The organism is Paenibacillus sp. FSL R5-0519 (assembly GCF_037974275.1).
Classification (GTDB): domain Bacteria; phylum Bacillota; class Bacilli; order Paenibacillales; family Paenibacillaceae; genus Paenibacillus.
In genome coordinates, this window is record NZ_CP150234.1 from 2,498,607 (window position 1) to 2,522,019 (window position 23,413).

The 23,413-nt window shown below is 42.7% G+C and carries 19 protein-coding genes; 17 read left to right on the plus strand and 2 right to left on the minus strand.

The features are described from left to right. Positions 1-3: 3 nt before the first annotated feature. From gndA to MKY73_RS11480, 5 genes are all read left to right on the plus strand, one after another. Positions 4-1,422: an NADP-dependent phosphogluconate dehydrogenase gene (gene gndA, locus MKY73_RS11460; protein ID WP_339307513.1), complete on the plus strand. Its 1,419-nt coding sequence runs from the start codon at positions 4-6 to the stop codon at positions 1,420-1,422. A 299-nt stretch (positions 1,423-1,721) separates the two neighbouring features. Continuing rightward, complete coding sequence (locus tag MKY73_RS11465; RefSeq protein ID WP_339307515.1) at positions 1,722-3,590, plus strand: beta-glucoside-specific PTS transporter subunit IIABC; 1,869 nt, start codon at positions 1,722-1,724, stop codon at positions 3,588-3,590. A gap of 2 nt (positions 3,591-3,592) precedes the next feature. Then, positions 3,593-5,008, plus strand: a complete 1,416-nt coding sequence (locus MKY73_RS11470) for a glycoside hydrolase family 1 protein (RefSeq protein ID WP_339307517.1) — start codon at positions 3,593-3,595, stop codon at positions 5,006-5,008. A 78-nt stretch (positions 5,009-5,086) separates the two neighbouring features. Then, a complete protein-coding gene (locus MKY73_RS11475) occupies positions 5,087-5,785 on the plus strand; it encodes a hypothetical protein (RefSeq protein WP_339307519.1) in 699 nt (232 codons plus the stop codon). Positions 5,786-5,811: 26 nt separating this feature from the next. Further along, positions 5,812-6,693 (plus strand): fumarylacetoacetate hydrolase family protein, encoded by an 882-nt coding sequence (locus tag MKY73_RS11480; RefSeq protein ID WP_339307521.1) that lies wholly within the window; start codon positions 5,812-5,814, stop codon positions 6,691-6,693. A 64-nt stretch (positions 6,694-6,757) separates the two neighbouring features. On the opposite strand, the gene MKY73_RS11485 is transcribed toward MKY73_RS11480, so the two are convergent. Beyond that, positions 6,758-7,423: a GntR family transcriptional regulator gene (locus MKY73_RS11485; protein ID WP_315371151.1), complete on the minus strand. Its 666-nt coding sequence runs from the start codon at positions 7,421-7,423 to the stop codon at positions 6,758-6,760. A 250-nt stretch (positions 7,424-7,673) separates the two neighbouring features. On the opposite strand from MKY73_RS11485, the gene MKY73_RS11490 reads away from it, so the two are divergent. The 8 genes from MKY73_RS11490 (at position 7,674) to MKY73_RS11525 (ending at position 16,879) form a co-directional block, all read left to right on the plus strand. After that, the gene (locus MKY73_RS11490; protein WP_339307523.1) at positions 7,674-8,351 is read left to right on the plus strand and encodes a YbhB/YbcL family Raf kinase inhibitor-like protein; all 678 of its coding nucleotides are present in this window, start codon (positions 7,674-7,676) and stop codon (positions 8,349-8,351) included. Positions 8,352-8,379: 28 nt separating this feature from the next. Then, complete coding sequence (locus MKY73_RS11495) at positions 8,380-8,913, plus strand: YbhB/YbcL family Raf kinase inhibitor-like protein (RefSeq protein ID WP_339307525.1); 534 nt, start codon at positions 8,380-8,382, stop codon at positions 8,911-8,913. A 105-nt stretch (positions 8,914-9,018) separates the two neighbouring features. Then, positions 9,019-9,969 (plus strand): D-2-hydroxyacid dehydrogenase, encoded by a 951-nt coding sequence (locus MKY73_RS11500; RefSeq protein ID WP_339307527.1) that lies wholly within the window; start codon positions 9,019-9,021, stop codon positions 9,967-9,969. A gap of 316 nt (positions 9,970-10,285) precedes the next feature. Next, complete coding sequence (locus MKY73_RS11505) at positions 10,286-11,386, plus strand: metallophosphoesterase (protein WP_339307529.1); 1,101 nt, start codon at positions 10,286-10,288, stop codon at positions 11,384-11,386. A 326-nt stretch (positions 11,387-11,712) separates the two neighbouring features. Then, entirely contained in the window at positions 11,713-12,555 is an 843-nt protein-coding gene (locus MKY73_RS11510; protein WP_339255973.1) for a PRD domain-containing protein, read from the plus strand. Positions 12,556-12,701: 146 nt separating this feature from the next. Next, a complete protein-coding gene (locus tag MKY73_RS11515; protein WP_339307530.1) occupies positions 12,702-14,621 on the plus strand; it encodes a beta-glucoside-specific PTS transporter subunit IIABC in 1,920 nt (639 codons plus the stop codon). Positions 14,622-14,683: 62 nt separating this feature from the next. Continuing rightward, complete coding sequence (gene ascB / locus MKY73_RS11520) at positions 14,684-16,144, plus strand: 6-phospho-beta-glucosidase (protein ID WP_339307532.1); 1,461 nt, start codon at positions 14,684-14,686, stop codon at positions 16,142-16,144. A 168-nt stretch (positions 16,145-16,312) separates the two neighbouring features. Beyond that, a complete protein-coding gene (locus MKY73_RS11525) occupies positions 16,313-16,879 on the plus strand; it encodes a hypothetical protein (RefSeq protein WP_339234829.1) in 567 nt (188 codons plus the stop codon). Positions 16,880-16,892: 13 nt separating this feature from the next. Here MKY73_RS11525 and MKY73_RS11530 read toward each other — a convergent pair whose 3' ends face one another. Next, complete coding sequence (locus MKY73_RS11530) at positions 16,893-17,777, minus strand: AraC family transcriptional regulator (RefSeq protein ID WP_339307534.1); 885 nt, start codon at positions 17,775-17,777, stop codon at positions 16,893-16,895. A 242-nt stretch (positions 17,778-18,019) separates the two neighbouring features. Here MKY73_RS11530 and MKY73_RS11535 point away from each other — a divergent pair, with 242 nt between their 5' ends. The 4 genes from MKY73_RS11535 to MKY73_RS11550 all read left to right on the plus strand — a co-directional run bounded on the left by MKY73_RS11535 (position 18,020) and on the right by MKY73_RS11550 (position 23,355). Beyond that, the gene (locus MKY73_RS11535; RefSeq protein ID WP_339307536.1) at positions 18,020-20,578 is read left to right on the plus strand and encodes a family 78 glycoside hydrolase catalytic domain; all 2,559 of its coding nucleotides are present in this window, start codon (positions 18,020-18,022) and stop codon (positions 20,576-20,578) included. A gap of 167 nt (positions 20,579-20,745) precedes the next feature. After that, positions 20,746-21,834 (plus strand): acyltransferase, encoded by a 1,089-nt coding sequence (locus tag MKY73_RS11540; RefSeq protein WP_339307537.1) that lies wholly within the window; start codon positions 20,746-20,748, stop codon positions 21,832-21,834. Between the two features lie 482 nt (positions 21,835-22,316). After that, the gene (locus tag MKY73_RS11545) at positions 22,317-23,114 is read left to right on the plus strand and encodes an AraC family transcriptional regulator (RefSeq protein ID WP_339234818.1); all 798 of its coding nucleotides are present in this window, start codon (positions 22,317-22,319) and stop codon (positions 23,112-23,114) included. Then, positions 23,098-23,355, plus strand: a complete 258-nt coding sequence (locus MKY73_RS11550; protein WP_339307539.1) for an acyl carrier protein — start codon at positions 23,098-23,100, stop codon at positions 23,353-23,355. Before MKY73_RS11545 ends, MKY73_RS11550 begins: the two co-directional genes overlap by 17 nt. Positions 23,356-23,413: the final 58 nt, after the last annotated feature.

The window sequence follows — 23,413 nt, forward strand, 5'->3', positions numbered from 1 at the left end:
ATAATGAGTAAACAACAGATCGGTGTTATTGGATTGGCAGTAATGGGTAAAAACCTGGCTTTGAATATTGAAAGTAAAGGGTTCTCGGTATCGGTATTTAACCGTTCCCCAGAGAAAACCCATGATCTTCTGAAAGAAGCAGAAGGTAAAAACCTGACAGGTTCGTTCACTATTGAAGAATTCGTGGAATCCCTGGAATCTCCGCGTAAAATTCTGATCATGGTGCAAGCAGGTAAAGCAACAGATGCAACGATCGAGCAACTGCTTCCTCATCTGGATCAAGGCGACATTATTATTGATGGAGGTAATGCTTACTTCCCTGACACACAACGTCGCAGTAAAGAACTGGAAGAAAAAGGTTTCCGATTCATCGGAGCAGGTGTATCCGGTGGTGAAGAAGGCGCACTGAAAGGCCCAGCAATCATGCCAGGTGGTCAGGAAAGTGCTTATCAGTTGGTAGAACCGATCCTGACAGCGATCTCCGCTAAAGTTGGCGATGACGCTTGCAGCACATACATCGGACCGGACGGTGCCGGACACTATGTGAAAATGGTGCATAACGGTATTGAGTACGGAGATATGCAGTTGATTGGTGAAGCTTACCACTTGCTCAAATCTGTATTGAATGTTTCCGTTGAAGAGTTGCATGAGATCTTCACCGAGTGGAATCAAGGGGAGCTGGACAGCTACCTGATCGAAATCACGGCAGACATCTTCTCCAAATACGATCCGGAAACAGGCAAACCAATGGTTGACGTGATTCTGGATGCGGCTGGACAAAAAGGAACAGGTAAATGGACAAGCCAAAGCGCGCTGGATCTCGGCGTACCTTTGTCCATGATCACGGAATCCGTATTCTCCCGTTTCCTGTCTGCCATGAAGGACGAGCGTGTAGCAGCAAGCAAAATCCTGAATGGACCAGCGACTGAAGCATTCTCTGGCGACAAAAAAGCGTTCATCGATAACGTGCGTAAAGCATTGTTTGCAAGTAAAATCGTATCCTATGCACAAGGATTTGCACAAATGCGTGCAGCTTCCGATGAATACGGCTGGGATCTGAAATACGGTAACATTGCCATGATCTTCCGTGGCGGATGTATCATCCGTTCGCAATTCCTGCAAAACATTAAAGAAGCATATGACAAAGATGCAGCACTGAAAAACCTGCTCTTGGATCCATACTTCCAAAACATCGTTGAGTCTTATCAAGGTGCATGGCGTGAAGTTATAGCAGCTGCTGTAAAACAAGGTATTCCGGTACCAGGCTTCTCCAGCGCTCTTTCTTACTACGACAGCTACCGTACAGAGCGTTTGCCAGCAAACTTGCTGCAAGCACAACGTGACTACTTCGGTGCCCACACATTCAAACGTGTGGACAAAGAAGGTTCATTCCACTTCCAGTGGATGGACACGAACGAGTAAATTAAATAAGAGCACCTTCGTTACTTTTCCTTTGATTAAACTCAAGGGGGAGTTGCGAAGGTGCTTTTTTTTTGTTTTCGAGGAGTTCTGAATACTAAAAGATGAATAGCATTGTGATTAATAATAGGTAATGTATGTGCGATTTTATATGGAGAAATTTAAAATTTGTTTTATAAACGATTTTTATTTACATAATCGATTATTTATAATAAAATCAATTTGCAGGAAGGAGGAAGCGGTTTCACAACGAAAGTTTTTAACACGAATGAACATCTTGGAAAATTAGGGGTGAGCTTGCAATGAAAAACAAAAAAGATATGGCTAAAGAAATCATAGAGTTGGTTGGCGGGGAGTCTAACATCAATTCCTTGATTCATTGTGCAACAAGGTTACGCTTTACTCTCAAAGATCGAACGAATGTTAAAAAATCGGAATTAAGTAAGCTTCCTGGAGTACTGACAGTGGTTGAAACAGCGGGACAGTTTCAAGTCGTGGTTGGTAATATCGTTGGGGAAGTCTATAAAGAGATTATGGAACAAACCTCACTAGGTGATGGAGCGGGTTCTGATAATTCTGGTTCCAAAGGTTCTATTTTAGAGAGAGCCATAGATGTGGTTTCCTCGATTTTTTCACCAATTATCGGAGTTTTAGCCGGTGCGGGTATTATCAAAGGGATTTTATTAATTCTGACTCAAACGGAGCTGCTCCAAAAGACGACGGGAACTTATCAAATTTTGAATGCTGCCTCGGATAGTGTATTTTATTTTCTTCCCGTAGTACTTGCTATTACAGCATCTAAAAAATTCGGGACAAATCAGATGGTTTCCGTCATTATCGGATTGTCTCTACTCTATCCTGGTTTAGTTACTTTTATGGCAAGCGGTGAACATCTTACCTTTCTTTCCATACCTGTACTAAGTGGAACATACGCTTCAACGGTGATTCCGAGTATTATTGCAATTTGGGTACTTTCTTATCTGGAACGGTTCTTAATTCGAATTATTCCCGATGTGTTAAAGCTTCTACTTGTACCTGCAATTAGTTTAAGTGTGATCGTGCCTTTAACCCTATTGATATTTGGACCATTTGGTATCTATGTAGGTAATGTAGTTTCGTCGGGGTATAACTACATGTATGAGGTAAGCCCACTGATCGCAGGTTTGTTTGTAGGTGGAGGTTGGACTATTTTAGTAATGTTCGGCTTACACAAAGTGCTTGTTCCGATTGGTTTGAATGATATAGCCACGTTAGGATACACAACCATTTTTGCATTTGCAGCACCAGCAAATCTTGCTCAATCGGGTGCAGCTTTGGGTGTGGCTTTAAAACTTAAAAACAAGAAAATGAAATCGGTTGCAACTTCAGCATCATTAGCGGCTTCTCTGGGGATCACGGAACCTGCTATATATGGCTTTAACTTAAAATACAAAGCACCCATGATTATCGCAGTTATTAGCGGATCTATCGGTGGGATTATCGTCGGGATTGCAGGCTCTAAAGCATATGCAGCCGCAGTTCCAGGACTGATGACATTACCTATCTTCTTTGGCCCTGGTTTTATAGGCATTATCATATCAATAGTTACCGCGTTTGTGGTTGCGTTTGTGGTTACTCTTTTATGGAAGTTCAAAATGGAAGACGATATTCCCGAGGAGATTCTCGGAAATTCAGTTGAGGCTACAACATCTACCTTTCAAGAGGTCATTATTGATGCCCCGTTAAGTGGTACTGTTATGCCATTAACTGAAGTGAATGATGAGGCGTTTGCTTCTGAAGCATTAGGTAAAGGTACGGCGATTACGCCTAGCATAGGATCCGTATATGCACCTTGTGACGGTGAAATTGTTTCCGTTCATTCGGGTGGCCATGCGATTGGAATTAGGAACAAGGAAGGCGTTGAACTTTTGATTCACATCGGAATTGGTACAGTTAAATTGAAAGGCAAATACTTCACTGTGCATATCAAGGAAGGCGATATCATCAAACATGGAGATTTGATCGTTCAATGTGAGTTGGAGAAGATCAAAGCTGAGGGCTTTGATACGACGACGATGCTTATTGTGACTAATGGTTTTAATTATTCCACAATCGATGTGATCTCCCATGGAGAAGTGCAAGCGAATGATGCACTTCTCAAAATATCTAATGAAAAGCTGGAGGATGTATAAGAATGGACTTAAACAATAAAAAGATCTTCCCAACCGATTTTTTGTGGGGAGCTGCGACTTCTGCCTTTCAAGTTGAGGGCGGTTATGCAGATGATGGAAAAGGACTTTCTGTTGCGGATGTTGCTTCATTCAAACATTCGGATCAGTATGCAGATACCAAGGTTGCAAGTGATTTTTATCATAAGTACAAACAGGACATTCAACTTATGGCGGAGCTTGGTTTGAAATCGTATCGATTTTCTATCGCTTGGGCTCGCATTTTTCCCAATGGAAACGATGAGCAGCCTAATACCGAAGGCATTAAATTTTATGATGATGTAATCAACTCGCTTTTGGAAAATGGAATCGAGCCAATAGTCACTATGTATCACTTTGATATGCCTCAAGCCCTTATTAATCAATATAACGGCTGGCAGTCTCGAAAGAGTGTTGATGATTTTGACAGGTATGCACGTACACTACTCCATCATTACGGGGATCGAGTGAAATACTGGCTTCCAATTAATGAACAAAATCTGATGATACGAAAAGACAAATTATTAGGTCTGCAACATCTGGACTCTGGTGATATGAAAGAGAGATTGCGTCACCAAATGAATTATCATATGTTTTTAGCTTCCGCAAAGGCTGTTGCTGCATGTCATGTGCTATGTCCGAAGGCTAAAATTGGTCCGGCCTTTGCTTATCTTCCAGCATACCCAGCAACTTCTCGTCCAGAAGATGTACTTGCAGCGCAAGACTCAGATCGTTTACTTAATCATTATTTAACAGATACGTATGTCTTTGGTGAATACCCGGCGTATTACAAACATTATCTTGAAAAACAAGGGTGGCTTCCACAATTCCGAGAAGGAGATGAAGAGATTTTAAAAGCTGGATCTCCAGATTTTATCGGATTTAACTATTACGTCTCCTTCGCAGCTCAGTACTGCTCACCAGAAACTGAAGCTGATTATACGAGTATTTTAAATCCTGTACTTCCTGGTTATTTTGAATATGTTCCGAACGAATATTTAGATGCTACTGAGTATAACTGGCAAATTGACCCAACCGGTTTTAGAAAATCATTCCGTGACTTATATGATCGTTATCATTTGCCCCTCATGGTTACTGAAAACGGCCTTGGTACAGCCGATGTTCTTAATTCCGAAGGGAAAGTTGAAGATATTTATCGTATAAAATATCTCAAGGATCATATTAGTCAAATGCGAACAGCTATTGCTGAGGGTATTCCAGTGATCGGGTATAACATGTGGGCTTTTATCGATATTGTTAGTTCAAGCAATGGTTTCAAAAAAAGATATGGTCTAGTGTATGTAGACCGTAATGAGCTTGAAGAAAAAGAGTTAAGAAGGGTACGTAAAGAGAGTTATTACTGGTATAAACAAGCGATTTCTACAAACGGAGATGATTTATAAAATAAATAAAAAATTTTAACGTTCACAAAATCGATTATTTAATATATAATCGATTTTGTGAAGGGAGGTTATTTTGTTTTGATGTACATCTTAATAATTGTTGCGGTAGTCATCCTTTTAATCGCATGGGTTACAAAAGACTACAAAACGTGGAAGGCTTTAGGCAAGGGAGGGGTTCCTTACAATCTGTATGGTTGGTTGTTAGTTTCATACTATCGATTGAAGAAACGTGATCCATTCACATTGGATATTTATCAGGATCGAATTGGAAGTTCGGAAGACTCGATACGTATTGGAGAATTGCCATACCGAGAGGGTAACCGGCCGAAGATTGGAGTTCATCCTGTACCACACAGACAGTTGGATCAACGACCTAATCAAGAGGTAAGAGAACTGCTACAACGGACCTTTGATGATTATGTAAAAGATCATCAAACGAAAATTCATTTTGTGAAGAGCTATTATGAAAAGCGTAATGATGCTATAACGTTACGTGAAGAGATTGAAGGACACCCCGTTAGTAAAATCACATGTGGGGAAATTGCTCATATTCATCCAGATGACTCTTCCATGCATATGGTTTTTAGTCCTACTGATTCATCAGAAGTGATTAGAAAAGGTTGGGGAGAGCGCCATTCTCTTTCAGGTTCTCCTATTTTGGGATTACCAGATACTTATCTGCTGATCTACGCTCCGCGTAATGCCGCTGAAGTTGACGTTGTCCGTCGCCTAGTAGATGGAGCTGTACAACATGTGTGTCAATGTACGAATCACTAAATGACCTCGGAGAGGAAGTTATAATTATGAAACTCATTCATTTTCTACAAGATCAACAATCCAAAATAGGTGTATGGACTTCCCAAGGAGTCCTTGATGTAAGTAAAGCAAGCCAGTTCTTAAATGTGGCTGTTCCTAACACAATGCAAGAAGTCATTAATCAGGGACAAAGTGCCATAGATTCTCTGCAAACCCTTGTTAATCGAGCTCAAGAACATGGAGAACATTCTTTCTTTTTGGATGAATCCAGCCTTCGTAATCTCCCGGTAGTGGAACAACCAGAAAAATTGATCTGTGTAGGTTTAAACTATATGCCACATATCCAAGAAGCCAAAATGGAGGTTCCTAAATCACCTGTTCTTTTTAGTAAATTTAATAATGCCCTTGCTGGACACAACGAAGATGTGAAACTACCAGAAACGGCACAAAAATATGATTATGAGGCAGAGATGGTATTAGTTATCGGGAAAGAAGCCAAAAACGTATCTCAAGAAGAAGCATTATCGTATGTCTTCGGATATAGTGTGGGTAATGATTTGTCTGCGAGAGATCTTCAGTTGCTTACAGGTCAGTGGTTCCTAGGAAAATCGTTAGATCAGTTCGCTCCAGTTGGTCCGTACCTCGTAACAGCTGATGAAGTAGATCCATCCAACCTTGAAATCAGTTGTAAGGTTAATGGCGAAGTTCGTCAATTGGCGAATACCAAGAATATGATTTTTGATTGTGCATACTTGGTAAGTTACATTTCTAAATACATGACTTTGAAACCAGGAGATTTAATCTTTACGGGAACGCCTGAAGGGGTCATTCTTGGTTACTCTGCAGATAAACAGGTGTGGTTAACAGCTGGTGATGAAGTTGAAGTGAGCATTGAAGGTCTGGGGACTCTTCAGAACAAATTAGTTTAAAAGCATATTCGCAATAAAAAGAAGCTCTTGTCTATTCTGGCAAGAGCTTCTTTTTATTGCGTATTTAATTTTGTTCTTTGATCAAGATGTCCGCAGTTACGTGAATGTGTTGTTTGTGGAGTTCAAGTGCTTCAGATGTATTTCGTGCAATTATGGCATTCATCAATGCTTTGTGTTCGTCGTCAACGTTTCGATTTACATCCCTTGTTATAGACCAATGTCGATAAAGTTCACTAATATCCCAAAGACGTACACAAAGATCAGTTAGAAAAGGATTAGGGCATGCAGACAAGATGCTTTGATGGAATTCTCGGTGTAATTCAGTCCACTGCATATTAATTTGGGTTGGGTTTTCAGATAAATATTGAGGGGTTTGACTTAGTTTATGGTAAGCCCCAATGATCGTGGATTCCCAATGAATATCCCCATGTTTAATAGCGGAAGCCAAAGCAGCACCTTCATTGAGTATGCGAAACTCAATCAGGTTTTGTAGTTCTATTGTGGAAATCGTTTTAACGCTGAATCCCAAGTTAGGTAAGGATACAATTAATCCTTGTTCAGCTAATCTGGTGAGTGCTTCTCGTATTACAGCAATAGAAACTTCGAAAATCCCAGATAATTCAGAAGCCTTAAGAGGTTTCCCAGGAGGGAGATTTCCGGAAAGAATCTTTGATCGAAGTTGTTGTAGAACATTTTCACTAAGTGTGGAAGAGCCGTTTCTCCTAGCCATAAATAATAACCATCCTTTATTAAATCAGTTAATCTTTCTTTAGATAAGAGCTATGAACTATGGATAATACTTTAACATTACCAAATTACTTGAATGAAATGCAATTAAACTAAAGAAATTCACTAATGAGACGAGAAATAATTAAATAAAATAATAATCGATTATGTTTACAAATTATATTATATATTATAAAATCGATTAAGTCTTAAGAATTATAAAAGGTACGGTATTAAAGAAAGGAGCATTTCAGATGAGAAAAACATGGGGACTATTGTTACTGACAGGAGTATTATTGCTGTCAGCTTGCAGTCAGACGCATGAACAAGAGGTTGCAACGAAAACAAATTCAACAAGTGAGAGTAAGCAAACTGCAGAGGAAACTCAAGCTAAAGAGGCTAAAAATGATCCGTTTTACCGGATGCCTCAAGTTGCTGATTTTGATGTGAAAAGTTCAGATATCGGTAATGATCGTGTTCTGAAAGGAGAGCAAATGTCTGCAATATTTGGAGTGGAAGGCGGGAAAGATATTTCGCCTGAACTCACATGGTCGGGTGCACCGGAAGGAACAAAAAGTTTTGCAGTGACGATGTATGATCCAGATGCGCCAACAGGTTCAGGATTCTGGCATTGGGCTGTTGTGAATATTCCAGCGGATGTAACTTCGATTCCAACGAGTGCAGGAGATGAAGGTGGAGTGAAACTCCCTGACGGGGCAATTCAGTTGCCAAATGATGCTCGTGCCGCACGTTATATTGGAGCTGCTCCTCCAGCAGGAGATGGCCCTCATCGCTACTACATCGTGGTACATGCTTTAGATGTAGAGGATATCGGAGTTAAAGCCGAGGATACGCCAGCATTTCTGGGGTTCAACATGCTGAGTCATACCTTGGGAAGAGCTGTCATTGAAGCTTCTGCAGAAGTTAAATAATAATATATGATTAAAGAGAGGTTTTTTTATGAATAATCCATTCGCAAGAATCCCTGAAGTACAGGAGTTTAGTTTAAAAAGTACAGATATTACAAATGAGCGGTCCCTTCCAAGTATTCACTTATCAGGTATTTTTGGTGTTCCTGGTGGTGAGGATGTTTCGCCGGAATTATCCTGGGAGGGTGCGCCTGAAGGAACAAAAAGCTTTGCAGTAACGGTGTATGATGCAGATGCACCAACAGGCTCTGGTTTTTGGCACTGGGCAGTTGTCAATATCCCGGCTAATGTAACTCATTTGCCAAGAAACGCTGGTACACCTGATGGCGCGAACTTGCCGAATGGAGCATATCAACTTCCAAACGATGCTCGCGCCGCAAGATTTATTGGTGCAGCTCCTCCAGCGGGGCATGGAGCTCACCGCTATTATTTTGTAGTGCACGCTTTGGACGTAGAGGATATCGGAGTAGGTGCCGAAGCTACTCCGGCATTTCTGGGATTTAACATGTTTGGACATACCCTTGGCCGCGCCGTTATCGTAGCCCATGCAGAAGTAAAAGAATAAGCATCGAGAAGTTATAAGAAGATTTTGCAGCAAATTAACAGCGGAGTCGTAGCTAATGCTACAATTTCCGCTGTTTTATATTCCGTCCAAATAAAGGAGGTTTTGATGATGAAAGTGATTAGTATTGTTTCTTTGGAAAAAACCGTGGAAATAGAGCTGAAGAAGGCTTTTAAAGATTATGGTATGACCTTTAAGGGGATTGATCACATCAAAGAGAACGATCTCCTTGATGCTGAAGTTATCTTAGGCTGGGATCATCGCTGGGAAAAACTTATTCTGGCTAATCCTTTTTTAAAGTGGGTACAGCTGTGGCTCGCTGGAGTTGAATCTATTCCATTAAAACAACTTAGCGAGAACAACGTTGTTGTAACAAACTCTAGTGGTGTATCTGCAAAAAATATGGCAGAACAAGTCATTGGATATATGATCATGTTTGAACGAAACTTACACTTAACGATGCGAAACCAGATCAAACATTCTTGGCAAGAAGACATGAAATTCGGAGAGTTGTCTGACAAAACGATCGGGATTGTAGGAGTGGGACAGATCGGGGGACGGTTAGCCCAGCTTGCTAAAGCTTTCGGGATGCATACCCTAGGTATACGTCATTCCAAAACGCCAACTCCATATATTGATGATATATATGATCTGAGCCAATTAAGTTACGTATTGGAACAAAGTGATTATATAGTTAATACGTTGCCATTGACGCAGCTGACATATCAGTTATTTAATACAGAACAATTCGAAAAAGTTAAAACGGGAGCTTTTTACATTAATGTTGGTCGTGGTAAAACAACCAGTACGCAGGCATTACTTAATGCATTAAAAACAGGTAAACTCCAGGGGGCAGCTTTGGATGTCTTTGAGGAGGAACCTTTGCCAGCAGAACATCCGCTTTGGACATTGGAAAATGTAATCATTACTCCTCATATTGCTGGCGATACGGATCGCTATAATGAAAGATTGGTTGATCTTGTTTTGTATAACTTAGAAGCATATAAGCAAGATACTCATTCCATGAAAAATGTAATTCAGGCGAGTAGGCAATATTGAAGCGACTTGAAATTACAGCCACCATTCTTGGTGGCTCACTTTTTCATATCTTTCAACTGACTTAACTAATTCAATTAGAAACTACAATAACAGTCAAACTATTAGAGAATTTGGTTCCTGCTGTTCACTTTGTAAACAATTTAGTATACAACGAATTACTTAAATTTGAATATCATCAAATTGTAATAAAATGTACGAATCTGAGTTTGGCAAACAGATGATCTGACTCTTCAACTACGTTATACTTGTTCAGACGGAACTACATCCGTGATGAAAATTCAGAATACAACTTATTGACGTGGAGGTTAGACCGGGAATGTTTGTATTAGCGGGGATATTGTTTTTGGTCGTATATGGATTATTAGTGTTCTACATAGGCTGGAGCGGTTGGAGTTGGATGAAACCAGTCGTTTCCGCCAGATTTCGATGGTTTTATATTATAGCGCTTGTATTCCTTGCCGTTTCCTTCATTTTGGCACGGGTATTTGGAAGCATCTCGTTCCTCGGTATTATCGGTTCTTACTGGCTGGCAATCTTCTCGTTGTTACTGTTGATCCTGCCCGTCATTCACCTTACGATGTGGTTGCTGGGATTAACCCGTATTCCTAGACACCACACACAGAAATGGGCGGGTGTTGTTACGCTCGTGCTGTTAGTGTCCACAATGGGTTATGGAATTTTCAACGCCTACAGCCCGGTAGTGAGAACATATGATATCCAGATTGATAAAAAAGTAGAAGGTGTAGACAAGCTTAACATTGTCATGGCTGCCGATATGCACTTCGGATTACTGTCCGGCCCAGCACATGCCAAACGCATGGTGGAGGAGATTAATGCACTGAAGCCAGACCTGGTGCTGTATCCTGGAGATATTATCGATGACAATCTGGATATGTATCTGAATAGCGGGATTGCCGATATTATCAGTAATATTCAGGCTCCATATGGTGTCTATGCTTCTCTTGGGAATCACGACAAATTCGATGGTCCGATCGAAGATCTGATCGCTGCGCTGGAGAAGAGCAACATGCAAGTTTTGTACGATGACAAGATTGTTCTGGATGACAAGATCACTCTCATTGGACGGAAAGACCGGACAGAGAAGGATCGTGCAGAAGTAGCTACTTTAATGCAAGGTTCCGACTTGAGCCAACCGGTACTTATGATGGATCACCAGCCGTATGATCTGGATATTGCGCAGCAGAACAATGTAGATCTGGTGGTGTCCGGTCACACCCATCGTGGTCAGATCGCACCGGCTCAGTTCATCACACAGGCTATTTACGAGAATGATTGGGGTTATCTGCAAAAGGGTTCCATGCACTCCATCGTAACCTCAGGATTCGGATTCTGGGGACCTCCAATTCGTACAAGCAGTCGTTCGGAGATTGTACAGATTAATGTGACCTTCCAGTAAGGTTGAAAGGCCCTTCGAGAGAAGGGCCTTTTGTTGTTCAATTCATGCTATGATTGGTTGGAGTGACGTTGTTTGAATCTGCATCAACATGTGAATCATAAAACATATGTACCTTAAACATGAATCATAAGACCATGACTCAAGTAAGGTAATGAAGTGGAATAGCAGTGGCAGTATTTGTGGTTGACACCGTTTTCAGGTTATGATAAATTAGATCCGAGGCTTGTTACCGGTAATGCGGGCAAAACCACTATGGAAATGATTTTATTATTTCTGTTTTGGTTTTGCCCTTTTTTATTCCTCAAAAAAAACCAGGTGGGTCCAGAATGATTATTAAACAGATATTTAATAACAATATTGTCAGTACCGTGGATGACAAAAATCAGGAACTGCTGATCCTCGGCCGGGGTATCGGATTCAAGTTCAAAGCAGGCGATGAGATTGATGAAGAGCGGATTGAGAAGGTATTCCGTCTTCAGGATACATCGATCTATGAGAAATTTAAATCCATCGTAGCTGAAGTACCTATTGAGATTCTGCAGGCAACCGATGATATTGTGACACTGGCACGAACGCAACTGAACAAAACCATCAGTGACGGGATCTATGTCTCGCTGTCGGATCACATTCACTTTGCTGTTCAACGCTTGGAAAAAGGAATGATTACTCGTAATCCACTTTCTTGGGAAGTTCAGCACTTCTATAAGGCAGAGTATGATGTGGCCAGAGAAGCATTGACCTTGCTGAAGGAAAGACTGGATATTGAGTTCCCCAAAGATGAAATCTGTAATATTGCCCTACATTTCATCAATGCGGAAGTGAATGATTCCATGAATGATGTCACTCATCTAATGCAGCTACTGCAAGAAATTATGAATATCATCAAATATCACTTCAATATCGAATTGGATGAAGATAGCGTCAATTATTTCCGCTTCATCACCCATTTGAAGTATTTCTGTCAGCGTGTTATTACGCATTCTTCACATGATGATGCCGAGGAGTATCTGTATGAAGTGGTTCGGAAAAACTATCCGGAGACATTCAAATGTATTGGCAAGATCGAGACTTTTATCCATAAGAACTATCAGTATGACATGACTCACTCGGAGCAGTTATATCTCACGCTCCATCTGGAACGTCTGATGAAAACCAAGCGGGACGTATAATGTTCACGCGATCGTATGAAATTACAACTGGATATCCCATGGGCTTGTTACTGTTCAATCAGGCAATACCCGAATGAGATGGCGCCACATTTTTGCGCTATATTCATTCGGGTATTTTTTATTGGGAAAATGAGGAGGAAAACATCATGAAACATCAGGAAGCGGCGCAGGAAATCATCAAAGCCGTTGGGGGAACAAACAATATTAACTCAGTTTATCACTGCGTCACACGACTGCGCTTTGATCTGAAAGACAACGATAAAGTTGATAACGGTTCACTCAATAAACTGGATAAAGTCATGGGTACGAACATTTCGGGTGACCAATTTCAGGTCATTATCGGTAACGATGTGTCGAAAGTATTCGACGCCATGGTGAAGGAATATCCAGCGATCCAGCAAAGTACGGAAAGTAAACAGCCTAAGCCGGAAAAAAGTAAAAATGTCATTCTGAATATTTTTGAGACCATCGCAGGTGTCTTCGCCCCTATGCTTCCGGCGATTACTGCGGCAGGTATGCTCAAAGGATTACTCGCACTGTTTGTGTCCTTAGGCTGGATGTCCGCTGGAACAGATACGTACCGTATTCTTTCAGCCATTGGTGACGGCGTATTCCATTACCTGCCTTTACTGATTGCAGTCAGCGCGGCTCGCAAATTCGGCAGTAACCCGTTTGTTGCGATTGCACTAGGTACGGCACTCATGTATCCAGACATGACAGCATTGTTATCTAGCGGTGAATCGGTTGGTTTTTTGGGAATCCCGGTTACAGCTGTAAGTTATGCTTCATCGGTTATTCCGATTTTACTCGCTGTATGGTTAATGTCCTATGTTGAGAAGTGGGTTGACCGCGTTATCCCTGCTGCACTCAAGTTATTGCTTGTGCCGTTGATTACCTTGCTTGTTATGGTTCCGGTGACACTGATTGCAATCGGTCCATTGGGTACATTTGTAGGTAGCGGATTGTCTGGCGGCATTAACTGGCTGCTGAATGAAGGCGGATTGATTGCAGGTATCGTACTGGGCGGCGCGATGGCGCTCATTATTATGACAGGAATGCACTATGCACTTGTGCCGATCATCTTGAGTAATATCGCTACACTGGGCTTCGATAAATTCTTGCCATTGACCTTTATCTCCAATATGGGGCAGGCTGGTGCAACTCTTGGTGTATTCTTCCGGGCAAAAGATAAAAAACTCAAAACCGTGGCATTGTCAACAAGCTTCACCGCACTTATGGGTGTAACGGAGCCGGCTATGTACGGGGTTAACATGAAATACAAAAAACCATTTGCCGCAGCGATGATTGGTAGCGCAGTTGGTGGCGGCTTCGCCCTTGCTTTTGGCGCAAAAGCGTATGTGCTTGCAGGTAACGGTGGTCTCCCGGGACTTCCTTCCCTGATCGGTCAAACGTTCTGGTATTCCTTTGGCGGTATGATTCTTGCATTTGTTGTAGGTACGATTATGTCTACGATATTCGGGATTAAGGAAGAAGAAGGAGACGCTGAGGCATTGGCTCAATTCTCACCAGGCGCTTCTTCTGCGGCAGCGACAACACCTTCGAGCGATGCGGCAAGTGTAAACGTGGACGACATGGGCGCTCCAACACCAACGAGTGATGCGGTAGCCGTTGCTCCGATGACGGGTAAAGCGATTCCGCTCCAGGAAGTTAACGATCCAACATTCGGTGATGAATTGATGGGTAAAGGTGTGGCATTTGTTCCAACAGTAGGCGAACTGGTATCACCAGTGACAGGAACCATCATGAATGTGTTCAAAACGAAACATGCAATCGTTGTCCGCAGTGATAACGGAATGGAATTGCTGATTCATGTCGGAATCAACACCGTGAAGCTGCGTGGACAGTACTTCGATGCACATGTGGCTACAGGAGCACGGGTACAGGCTGGGGACAAGTTGCTCACATTTGAACTGGCCGAGATTGCCAAAGAATACGACATCACAACCGCTATGGTTGTTACCAATACAGCGGATTACAAGCAAGTTCTGCCTGTGAAATTGGGCGAAATCACGATGGGTGAAGACGTATTGAAAGCTGGAATATAACGTTTAAGATTAGTGGCTAATCAGCAAAGATTAAATCAATCCGAAGAGGAGAGATAGACATAATGAATCGACAAGGGTTTCCGGAAGGATTTCTGTGGGGCGGCGCTATTGCCGCCAATCAGGCTGAAGGTGGATTCGACGCTGGCGGCAAAGGATGGTCGACGGCCGACATGGTTCCTTATTTTGAGAAAAAGGACTACACGAACCTTAGAGAACTGATGCATGTTACGAGTGCGACGGTTGAGAAAGCAATGGCACATCACAGTGCGGAAGGTTATCCGAAGCGTTATGGGATTGATTTCTACCACCGTTTCAAAGAGGATATTGCGCTGTTTGCTGAGCTGGGCTTCAAAACATTTCGTCTGTCCATCAACTGGCCGCGCATTTTCCCTAATGGTTATGATGTAGAACCAAATGAAGAGGGACTGCGCTTCTATGACGAAGTGTTCGATGAACTCCGTAAATACGATATCGAACCTCTCGTAACACTCTCACACTATGAGATGCCGATGGCACTTGTGCTGAAATATAACGGCTGGGCAGGCCGCGAAGTGATTGGACATTTTGTAAGATATGCAGAAACCGTGATGAACCGGTACAAGGACAAGGTAAAATACTGGTTGACGTTTAATGAGATTAACACGACCATTATTGAACCGTTCACAGGTGGAGGTATTATTGAAGACCGGGTGGAGAACACGATGCAGGCTTCCTATCAGGCACTTCATCATCAATTTGTAGCCAGCAGCCTGGTAACGGAAAAAGCACGTCAGATTAACCCGAACTTCCAGATCGGATGTATGCTTGCACGCATGATTCACTACCCGGCGACATCGAAGCCAGAGGATGTGCTGCAAGCACAGATCGATAACCAGCTGAACCTGCTGCATACGGATGTACAAGTTCGTGGTAGTTATCCAACATTCATGGCTCGGTACTGGGCAGAGAATGGGATTACCATTGCCATGGAACCGGGGGATGAGCAGATCCTGCGTGAGCACACAGTTGACTTCATCTCATTCAGTTATTACACATCCTTGGTGTCCGCAGTGAACCCAGAGGAATATGGAGTGACGGGTGGTAACCTGTACAGTACGATTAAGAACCCGAATCTGGAGCGTACGGAGTGGGGTTGGCAGCTTGATCCGATTGGTCTGCGTGTGGCATTGAAAGAGCTGTATGATCGGTACCAATTGCCATTATTCGTGGTGGAGAATGGACTTGGCGCGAAAGATACGGTTGAGGCAGATGGTTCCATCAACGATGATTACCGAATTGATTATCTGAGAAAACACATTACACAAATGAAAGAAGCTGTAATGGATGGTGTGGACCTCATGGGCTATACCAACTGGGGAGCGATTGATATCATCAGCGCATCCACTTCGGAAATGTCCAAGCGTTATGGCGTGATCTACGTGGATCAGGACGACAACGGACAAGGCACATTGAATCGGTATAAGAAAAAGAGCTTTGGCTGGTACCAAAAAGTCATTGCCTCGAATGGCGAGAACTTGGAATAGATCAACCTATATGGGCACCCCGGACGTAGCTGGATTTACGGCGCCGGGGCGCCTTTTTACTATAATCTAGCAAGCTTCTCACTAGCACCAAGGGCACTTTAATGCATAAAAGATGACTATATGACATGATGGATGGTATACTGTGATCGTATTGGGGGAGGGATAACCATGAAGAAGCCTATTATTGCTGTAGATATGGATGACACGATATGTCATCTGGTCAAGCGGGCTATATATCACAACAACCTTAACTTCCCGACCCATCCGTTGCGGTATGAGGATATGATTCATTGGGATACGTCCCATTTGCGTCATCCAGAGAGCACGCACGATGTATTTTATGGTCGGCCGGGTCTGTTCGAGGAATTGGAATTATACGACGAATATGTTGTAGATGAGATGCGCAAGCTGAACGATGCCTATGATGTCATTGTCGTGACAGCAGCAGAGCCAAAAACAGTGGTTGAGAAGTGGAACTGGCTTCAGCAGCACATGCCTTTTATAACCGCTGAACAGTTTATTACATGTAAACGAAAAAACTTGCTAGGATTCGATCTGCTCATTGATGATGGAGCACATAATCTGATTCCCGCGCATGAGGATGGCAAAAAGGTTATCTGTATCCCGCATCCGTGGAATATACAGGAGCGTGAGCGATACAACTTTCCGTTGATGTCTTCATGGAAAGAAGCCAAGGCATACATAGATGAAATGTTACAGGTTGTTGGTGTCTAAAAGATAGGTAATCTTATCGTCCAGAGTGAAGTGCTCTGGATTTTTTGCGATAGGCGAGAGGTGTTTCGCCTGTTATTTTTTTGAATGCGGCATAGAATGAATCCATATCCCGATATCCGACCAGTTCGGCAATCAGGCTGACTTTGTGCTGTGAATTCTTTAGAATTGCGCAGCTTTTTTGTATGCGTAGATGTTGCAGGTGGCCGCTAAAGGTCTGTCCGGTATGCCGCAGAAACATTCGCCCAATCTGCTTTTCACTCCAGCCTGATATGCGTACCAGATCAGACATCCGAATACGATTGCTTACGTGTTCCTTGATATAGTGAAGGATGTAATCAAAGCCAGTGGAATGATTCTCTTCATCCTGATCCTTTTGATACAGTTGTCTGTAGGTCATCAATACCAACTGGCTTACCAAGGTGTATAACATGGTAGACGAGCCGATTCCAGGAACGGAGGATTCACGATACAGCTTCACTATTAGTTCTTCCATCTGATCGTTGCGATCCACAATGGATATATAAGGAACCTGATTTTGTGCCAAGTCCATTAGATGTTGAATGATTTCTTTCTCCTGAACGATGGCTGTCAGCGTGTTGATCAACTCAGCATTAAACAGACAATTATATATAATTAGCGGATGCTCGGTCACATTTGTGCTCGCAGGACGAAAGACATGAGGAACGCCAACAGGAATGACAAACAGCATGCCTTTCTTCACGGGAATGACATCTTCACCGATATGATGAAAGCCCTTTCCTTCAGCAACATAGCTATACTCAATAAAATCATGCGCGTGAAAAGGAAGCATAAAGTCTTCAGAGCAACGATTGACAAAAAGTTGCAGATGATTATGCAGAAAGTATTCGCTTTTCATAAGTTGTACAGATGAATCCACAGGCAACCTCCTTGCATAGATGGCTGAATCACCGGATGAAATAGTCCGGATCACCGGGTATTTACGACAGCAGGATCGATATAATTATATCGTAACCCCGAATGGGAAGCCAAGATGGAAAGGACGATCTGTTAATGTTCAACGTTAGTCACCTTCGCTGTGAATATAGAGTCAACCCGATAGGCCTCGATGTAAAATCACCGAGATTAAGCTGGCAGTTGCAGTCCGATCGGCGGAACTGTATGCAATCCGCTTACCAGGTACAACTCTCCCTAACGAAAGATTTTGATGGGATTACATGGGATTCTGTCGAGATAAGCAGTGATCAATCCATACATGTGGAACTAAACCATTTTCAGCCTTCTCCGCAAACGCGATACTATTACCGGATTCGGGCATGGGATGATGCAGGAAGTGATTCGGGTTGGTCCGAAACGTCCTACTTCGAGATGGGACTTATGGATCTTCATAACAAGTGGCAAGCAGATTGGATCACAGCTCAACCAACAAATGATGGAGATACGTCATGCCCGCGTATGCGCAAGCTGTTTAATGTGAAACAACCTGTTACATCTGCCAGAATATATGTGACAGCACTTGGATTATACGAGTTGCATATGAACAACACAAGAGTAGGAGAAGATTATTTTACACCTGGCTGGACCTCTTATCGTAAGCGATTACAATACCAAACCTATGATGTTACCCACCTGCTTCAAAATGGACAGAATATATTGGGCGCATATCTTGGAGATGGCTGGTATCGGGGATATCTTGGCTGGAACAAAGAACGGGAGATATTTGGTTCAACGTCCGCATTGCTGTTGGAACTGCATATGAAATACGCAGATGGATCAGAGGAGTGTATTGTATCCAATGGTGAGTGGACGACTGCTCCAAGTGCCATTCGCATGTCGGACATCTATATGGGGGAGACGTATGATGCAAGAATGGAGTCTGATTGGTCGGATTCATTTGAAGTGAATTGGTCACCTGTGAACATATTGGAACATCCCAAAGATATCATCGTTGCGCAGGAGAATGTACCCGTTACTCAAGTCGAACAAATACAGCCAATCGCCTTCTTAACAACTCCACAAGGAGATCGTGTAATAGACATGGGGCAGAATATGGTGGGATGGGTGAGATTTAGCATTCAAGGTGAGATCGGTCAGACGGTTGAGCTGCACCATGCTGAGATATTGGATCATGAGGGCAACTTCTACACCGATAATCTTCGCGCTGCCAAGCAGTGTATTCGCTATACGTGCAAGGGGGATGAAGTAGAAACATTTGAACCGCATTTTACGTTCCAGGGTTTCCGATATGTGAAACTGGTTGGCTTTTCTGAACACATTCATCTCGATACTTTCACTGGCATAGTGCTGCACTCAAATATGGAGCAAACAGGTCAGTTCTCGTGCTCCAGTCCCTTGGTGAACCAACTGCATCACAATATATTGTGGGGGCAAAAGGGGAATTTCCTTGATGTGCCGACAGACTGCCCACAGAGGGATGAACGGCTCGGGTGGACCGGTGATGCACAGATGTTTGTCCGCACGTCCTCCTACCTCATGAATACGGCGCCCTTTTTCACCAAGTGGTTGCGGGATCTGGAAGCGGATCAGGGAGAAGATGGAGGTATTCCATTCTTCGTTCCGGATCTGAGAAGTTCCACGTCGGAAGGATGGGGAGACACCAGTCATTCCTCCGCCGCTTGGGGTGATGCAGCAGTCATCTGTCCTTGGACCATCTATGAGATGTATGGGGATGCCAGATTACTGGCTGAACAATATGAGAGTATGAAGCGGTGGATCGAGTACATTCACGGGCAGGGCGATAACCCATATCTGTGGAACACGGGATTCCACTTTGGCGATTGGCTGGGACTGGATTCCAAGCCGGATAGTTATGTTGGCGCAACGGACACGGACTATGTAGCAACTGCATTCTATGCCTATTCGGTTTCTTTAACTCAAAAAGCGGCAGAGGTACTTGGTAAGACAGATGATGCTGATTATTATAAAATGTTGCATACGAACATTGTTCTTGCGTTTAACAAAGAATTCGTCACTCCAGCCGGCAAAATTGCTGTTCCAACGCAAACAGCGCATGTTCTCGCGCTGCAATTTGACCTGCTGGATGGTATGGCCCGAACTCGCGCTGTCGATCAATTGGCACAACTCGTGAAAGAGGCGGGCAATCATCTTACTACAGGCTTTGTGGGTACACCTTATCTGAATCCGGTACTGAGTGATGCAGGTCTTCACGATCTGGCTTATACAATACTTTTTCAAGAGGATTATCCGTCCTGGTTATATCAGGTGACTCAAGGCGCAACGACAGTCTGGGAACATTGGGATGGGATCAAAGAGGATGGCAGTCTCTGGAGTGCTGATATGAACTCATTTAACCACTATGCGTATGGTGCGATTGGGGAATGGTTGTATCGTTATGTTGCCGGAATCAAGTCCGATGAACATCAGCCAGGATTCCGAATGGTGCATATTGAGCCGCAACCCGGACCTGGACTGGATTGGGTGGAAGCGAGCTTGGAGACGATGTATGGTCAAGTTGCTTCAAGTTGGCATCGGCTGGCGGAGGGAGAAATGGAGATACGCGTACACATTCCTGTCAATACGAGAGGTACGGTACGTCTTCCTGGAGCAGATGCACAGATCGTTCTGGAGCAAGGGAAACCGTTGGAGCAGGTAAATGAAGTTCAGGATATTCGAAGTATTGGAGACGATATTGAAGTTACACTTGGATCAGGAAGTTACCAATTCAAGTATAAGTACTGACCGATTCTGGATAGAGTATGTCGAATAATGAAGAATAATGGTGAAATTTAACGAAAATAATATAGATTATGATTGTAATACCCTCGCGTGCTGATTAAAATGAAGCTTAGAATCTGGATTGCGGCCGGAAACTATCATCCCATATCAGGCACAAGTGAGGTTATTTTATGAATCAACCGGTTAATCGGCCCCGGCGTATTGAGTATCTGGATCTCTATCGTGCATTGGCCATCATGGCAGTGGTAGCCATCCATGCGACTTCAACAGCAGTTGCGCATTACCCCAAGCACACGTTAGATCATGATGTGTATTACTTCTGGAACACGTTCCTGCAATTTGCCGTTCCAGCGTTCCTGTTCTTGTCCTCCCTGGTTCTGTTCTACAACTACAGCTCCAAGGTGAACGAGAAGGGTTGGATGCTCGCCTTTTACAAAAAGCGTTTATTCTATGTATGTGTACCCTATGTGGTATGGTCCTTTATCTATTTTACCGTTAAACAGTTGCTTGCGGGCAAAGAACCTTTGACCCATGGTGTGCAATTTGCCAAACAATTAGTGATGGGAACTGCTCATACGCACTTGTACTTTTTCCTGATTATTCTTCAATTCTATATCGTTTTTCCATTGCTTCTGTCGCTAACACGCCATCTTCTTTTTACTCGATATTTGCCATTATTCTTTATTATGGGCCAAGCAATCTTCTATGCACTGCATTTGCAGCTTCACTTCGAGCGAACAGGAAGTTTGTTACCCAGTTATTTGATTGTAATTGGTTTTGGCGCATGGGTTGGGCTCAACTTTGAGTGGGCATTGAAGAAATTGTATACTCACCGTTATGCACTTATAGTTGCGTTATTGAGCGGAGGTGCCATTTTTATATATGGTAATGCTTATATCAAAACCGCTTTTGCTGCATACCCGGTGGTAACCTATACCGTGTTGTTCCTGTTCCGCAATCTGTTTACGTTGTCAGCCTGCTTGCTCCTGCTGATCTTTAGTGAACGGTTGGGCGCAGGAAAACATACTGAAGTTCGTAAAGCTACGCATGTTCTGGATTCCTTGGGTACAGTTGCGTTCGGTGTGTTTTTAATGCATCCCCTCGTACTGCTCTTCTGGAGACGTGAATTCTCAGATGACCTGGCTCGGCACTTCAGCGTGGGTATCATCCTATCTTATGTTGTGGCGCTCCTGATCTCATGGATCTGCGCGATGGGATTGCGCCGGATGAAGTGGGGATGGGTCCTGATAGGACGTTAAGTTAAAATAAATCTATGTCATCTAAGAAAAGAGTTTTCAAGCCATCAAGCATTGTAATCGGGTACCCATACACTGAACACGTATAAAAGCAGTGTTTAGTGTATGGGTACCTTTATTTAGAACAATTCTATGGAATCAGACTCATACTAATGGAAAGCGTTCTATTAGATGGAATGAATGAATTGGTTCGTATTGGATCCACTGTTGCTGTTTGTGGTAATATGTATGAATTCCATGGGAACGTCCTTAAGAAACTTTTGACCAAAGATTGCTAGCCAGTCACCTTTACGTCCAAAAGTTAGAGTCTACCTACATAATTTTTTTGCATATTTTAGTAGTAAACCTACCTCGACAACCTCACTTATTTATTTCTACAGATTATGATCAATTTCACATTTATGTATAATATTGTTGATTTCAGTCTAGGAATCAACTAAAATTTAATAAAACATTCCAATTTCTTCAAATGGGGGCGACTTTTGATGACATGGAATTTGTACAGTATGATGCCCAAAATGATCATGGCTCCCGGCTATTCTGAAACAGTATGTACGGAGCCAAATAGAATTTTGGTAGCGTTTACCGAACAGTCTTTTGAAACGAGGTATCGTGACACCTCGTACTATATCTCCTCCAGGGACTTGTTGGTGGGCAACGATCTCATCCTGTTAAACCGATTGTCAGTACCTGTCGTAATCAGCGTTCTGACCTTGGAAAACATGACTAAAATGCGCTTTGGTTTTCCAATGGTATTATCCAGACAAGACGACGGAGTCAAGTTGTTTGTAAAACGCGTTTTAGAGATGTTCGGACAGAGCACTTTCAAACCTGAGTACAGCAAACAACTATCCCTTGAATTCACACGATTTTTCAATATGTACCGGGTGATGAACCAGAGCACCGATAATTTGAAAGGTAAGATTGACAACCGATTAATTATCGTTCATCGCATGATACGAAGTCAATATTCGGAGCCGCTTACCCTTGAAGACATGGCCGCACGAATCAGCTGTAATCCGGTCTATTTAAGTAACACATACAAGAAAGTGTTCGGTTGTTCACCCATTAAATCTCTTCAGAAAATTAGAGTACAAAAAGGACGCGAACTGCTTAAGCATACCGATCTGACGATCAATGAAATTACGAAGTCTGTCGGTTATATCTCTAGTTCACAGTTCTCCGGGTACTATAAAAAATATTACGGGCGCTCTCCAAGTGAATATCGTAAACATCTGTGCAATAAGACAGGGGAGGGAATCAGTGATGGAACAAGTATCTAACTCGATGATTGAAGCAAAAATCTTTCAGATTATTCACAATATACTTGGATATCACTTGGACATTCCTGTGGATGAGCGATTAGAGAATCTCGGGTTTAACTCAATAAAATATATTTCACTAATTGTTTCACTAGAAGAGGAGTTTGAGATTATTTTCCGCGATGAGGACCTGTTGTATGAATGTTTTGCTACAGTCGAGCAGATAGAGTGGAGAATCTCGGGTATGGTATCTTCTGCGTAAGAAATAAGATGGGGAAAATATGGACAGCGACTTATGTTCAAGGCTCTATAATTGAATT

Excerpts from the sequence above, each read along its gene's own strand:
- MKY73_RS11525 (WP_339234829.1), top strand. The coding sequence starts at position 16,313 with ATGAAGAAGCCTATTATTGCTGTAGATATGGATGACACGATATGTCAT.
- MKY73_RS11515 (WP_339307530.1), top strand. The coding sequence starts at position 12,702 with ATGAAACATCAGGAAGCGGCGCAGGAAATCATCAAAGCCGTTGGGGGA.
- MKY73_RS11550 (WP_339307539.1), top strand. The coding sequence starts at position 23,098 with ATGGAACAAGTATCTAACTCGATGATTGAAGCAAAAATCTTTCAGATT.
- MKY73_RS11505 (WP_339307529.1), top strand. The coding sequence starts at position 10,286 with ATGTTTGTATTAGCGGGGATATTGTTTTTGGTCGTATATGGATTATTA.
- MKY73_RS11490 (WP_339307523.1), top strand. The coding sequence starts at position 7,674 with ATGAGAAAAACATGGGGACTATTGTTACTGACAGGAGTATTATTGCTG.
- gndA (WP_339307513.1), top strand. The coding sequence starts at position 4 with ATGAGTAAACAACAGATCGGTGTTATTGGATTGGCAGTAATGGGTAAA.
- MKY73_RS11480 (WP_339307521.1), top strand. The coding sequence starts at position 5,812 with ATGAAACTCATTCATTTTCTACAAGATCAACAATCCAAAATAGGTGTA.
- MKY73_RS11540 (WP_339307537.1), top strand. The coding sequence starts at position 20,746 with ATGAATCAACCGGTTAATCGGCCCCGGCGTATTGAGTATCTGGATCTC.
- MKY73_RS11465 (WP_339307515.1), top strand. The coding sequence starts at position 1,722 with ATGAAAAACAAAAAAGATATGGCTAAAGAAATCATAGAGTTGGTTGGC.
- MKY73_RS11545 (WP_339234818.1), top strand. The coding sequence starts at position 22,317 with ATGACATGGAATTTGTACAGTATGATGCCCAAAATGATCATGGCTCCC.
- MKY73_RS11510 (WP_339255973.1), top strand. The coding sequence starts at position 11,713 with ATGATTATTAAACAGATATTTAATAACAATATTGTCAGTACCGTGGAT.
- MKY73_RS11470 (WP_339307517.1), top strand. The coding sequence starts at position 3,593 with ATGGACTTAAACAATAAAAAGATCTTCCCAACCGATTTTTTGTGGGGA.
- MKY73_RS11535 (WP_339307536.1), top strand. The coding sequence starts at position 18,020 with ATGCAATCCGCTTACCAGGTACAACTCTCCCTAACGAAAGATTTTGAT.
- MKY73_RS11485 (WP_315371151.1), bottom strand. The coding sequence starts at position 7,423 with ATGGCTAGGAGAAACGGCTCTTCCACACTTAGTGAAAATGTTCTACAA.
- ascB (WP_339307532.1), top strand. The coding sequence starts at position 14,684 with ATGAATCGACAAGGGTTTCCGGAAGGATTTCTGTGGGGCGGCGCTATT.
- MKY73_RS11500 (WP_339307527.1), top strand. The coding sequence starts at position 9,019 with ATGATGAAAGTGATTAGTATTGTTTCTTTGGAAAAAACCGTGGAAATA.
- MKY73_RS11495 (WP_339307525.1), top strand. The coding sequence starts at position 8,380 with ATGAATAATCCATTCGCAAGAATCCCTGAAGTACAGGAGTTTAGTTTA.